We start from the raw sequence: 1823 nt of genomic DNA on the forward strand, positions 1-1823 counted from the left end.
CGGAGCGGTGCGGCGAGTGGTGGTACGACAGCAGCGTCGTGACCTGGGGGTCGGCCACGAGCACGACGTCCCCACCGCTTCCGCCGTTGCTGCCGTCGGGACCGGCCAGGGGCTTGAACTTCTCACGGCGCACCGAGACGCAGCCGTTGCCGCCCTTGCCCGCACGCAGGTGCAGGGTCACGCGGTCGACGAAGGTGACCATGACGGGTCCTTCCGGGAAGGGTCGGGTTCGCCGACGAGGGAAAAGAAAGAGGGGGCAGGCAGTGCCCACCCCCTCGAGAGCGCCGGAGCGCTGTGGATTACTCCGCTGCGGCGACGATGTTGACGACCTTGCGGCCGCCCTTGTTGCCGAACTCGACCGCACCGGCGGCCAGAGCGAACAGCGTGTCGTCGCCACCACGGCCGACGTTGGCGCCGGGGTGGAAGTGGGTGCCGCGCTGGCGGACGATGATCTCGCCGGCGAGGACGGCCTGGCCACCGAAGCGCTTCACGCCGAGGCGCTGTGCGTTGGAGTCACGACCGTTGCGGGTGGAGCTTGCGCCCTTTTTGTGTGCCATCTCTGCGTCTCCTGGCTCTTACTTGATGCCGGTGATCTTGACGCGCGTGAGGTCCTGACGGTGGCCCTGGCGCTTCTTGTAGCCGGTCTTGTTCTTGAACTTCTGGATCACGATCTTCGGACCGCGCTCCTCGCCGAGCACCTCGGCCGTGACCGAGACCTTCGCGAGCTTGTCGGCGTCGGTCGTGACCGCGTCGCCGTCGACGAACAGCACGGCGGGCAGCTGGATGCTCTCGCCGACCTTCGCCTTCTGGCGGTCGAGCACGACGACCGTGCCGACCTGGACCTTCTCCTGGCGGCCGCCGGCGCGCACAACTGCGTAAACCACTTCACACCTGTTTTCGTTCGGGAGCGCACGGCTCCGGTTGTCTGATGACGTCGGGAGGGTCTGACGACCCAAGTCTCGGTGCGATCCAGCGGGCGAAAGCCCGCGGGGTCACGCTCGGATGGGAGCGGACGCGACGCACCAAGGGTCAAGTTTAGCTCACGGGACGACATCCGGCAAAAGCATCGGCCCCGCGTGTCGACCGTACGATCGGTGCATGGCCATTCTCATCGACGATCCGCAATGGCCCGCGCACGGTCGCCTGTGGGCGCACCTCGTCAGCGACAGCGACCTCGCCGAGCTCCACGCCTTCGCCGAGGCCACCGGCATCCCCCGTCGTGCCTTCGATCTGGACCACTACGACGTCCCGGATGAACGGCACGCGGAGCTGGTGGCCGCCGGCGCCGAGCACGTCGGCGGCAAGGAGCTCGTGAGGCGGTTGCGTGCGTCGGGATTGCGCATCACCGCGCGCGAGCGGCGCCGCCCCGCCGCCCCGTCCGCGCCCGGACGCGCCTGAGGGGCCGTCCCGCGCCGAACAGCGCGGTGCGCGTCGACCGAGGACGACCCCTCAGGCTGTGGAACGGGTTCAGGACTCCGTCGCCGGAGGCTGCGCGTTGACCGGCGTACCGGTGAGCGCGGCGGTCGTCACGCGGCGACGCGAGCGACCCTGACCGGGGGCCTTGGGCTCGGGCAGAGCCTCGAGCACCGACTCGAGCAGCGCGTCCTTCTCGGTGCGCGGAGCCTTGGGCTCGCGCTTCTTGCGCGGACGCTTCTCGCGCACCGGGGCCGGAGCCTCGGCCGCATCGGACTTCGCCTCGAGAACGGCCTCGACCGACGCCACGACCGCGGCCTCGACGACGGCGGGGTCGTCGAGGGTCGGCTTGACGGTGGATGCCGCGATCTGCGCGAGTGCGGACTTGACGCCCTCGGTGATCACGTGGG

3 protein-coding genes and 2 pseudogenes are annotated in these 1823 nt (G+C 69.8%); 1 reads left to right on the forward strand and 4 read right to left on the reverse strand.

Annotated features, from left to right (window positions below; all coding sequences use genetic code 11):
* The 3 genes and pseudogenes from obgE to rplU form a co-directional block, all read right to left on the reverse strand.
* Positions 1-202, reverse strand: a pseudogene (obgE, locus tag DBR36_RS14205) (GTPase ObgE); the annotation flags it as partial.
* A gap of 97 nt (positions 203-299) precedes the next feature.
* Complete coding sequence (gene rpmA / locus DBR36_RS14210; protein WP_013586440.1) at positions 300-557, reverse strand: 50S ribosomal protein L27; 258 nt, start codon at positions 555-557, stop codon at positions 300-302.
* A gap of 18 nt (positions 558-575) precedes the next feature.
* Positions 576-884, reverse strand: coding sequence for a 50S ribosomal protein L21 (gene rplU / locus DBR36_RS14215; RefSeq protein ID WP_076675829.1), 309 nt, complete (start codon positions 882-884; stop codon positions 576-578).
* 214 nt (positions 885-1098) lie between these two features.
* Here rplU and DBR36_RS14220 point away from each other — a divergent pair, with 214 nt between their 5' ends.
* Positions 1099-1398, forward strand: a complete 300-nt coding sequence (locus DBR36_RS14220; protein WP_108320427.1) for a DUF4031 domain-containing protein — start codon at positions 1099-1101, stop codon at positions 1396-1398.
* A 69-nt stretch (positions 1399-1467) separates the two neighbouring features.
* Here DBR36_RS14220 and DBR36_RS18530 read toward each other — a convergent pair.
* Positions 1468-1823 (reverse strand): annotated as a pseudogene (locus DBR36_RS18530) (ribonuclease E/G); the annotation flags it as partial.

Origin of the sequence: Microbacterium sp. HMWF026 (genome assembly GCF_003061325.1) — a bacterium.
Classification (GTDB): Bacteria; Actinomycetota; Actinomycetes; order Actinomycetales; family Microbacteriaceae; genus Microbacterium; species Microbacterium testaceum_E.

What these genes read in the sequence shown, in the direction of transcription:
- rpmA (WP_013586440.1), bottom strand. Translation starts at nt 557, where the DNA reads ATGGCACACAAAAAGGGCGCAAGCTCCACCCGCAACGGTCGTGACTCC.
- DBR36_RS14220 (WP_108320427.1), top strand. Translation starts at nt 1,099, where the DNA reads ATGGCCATTCTCATCGACGATCCGCAATGGCCCGCGCACGGTCGCCTG.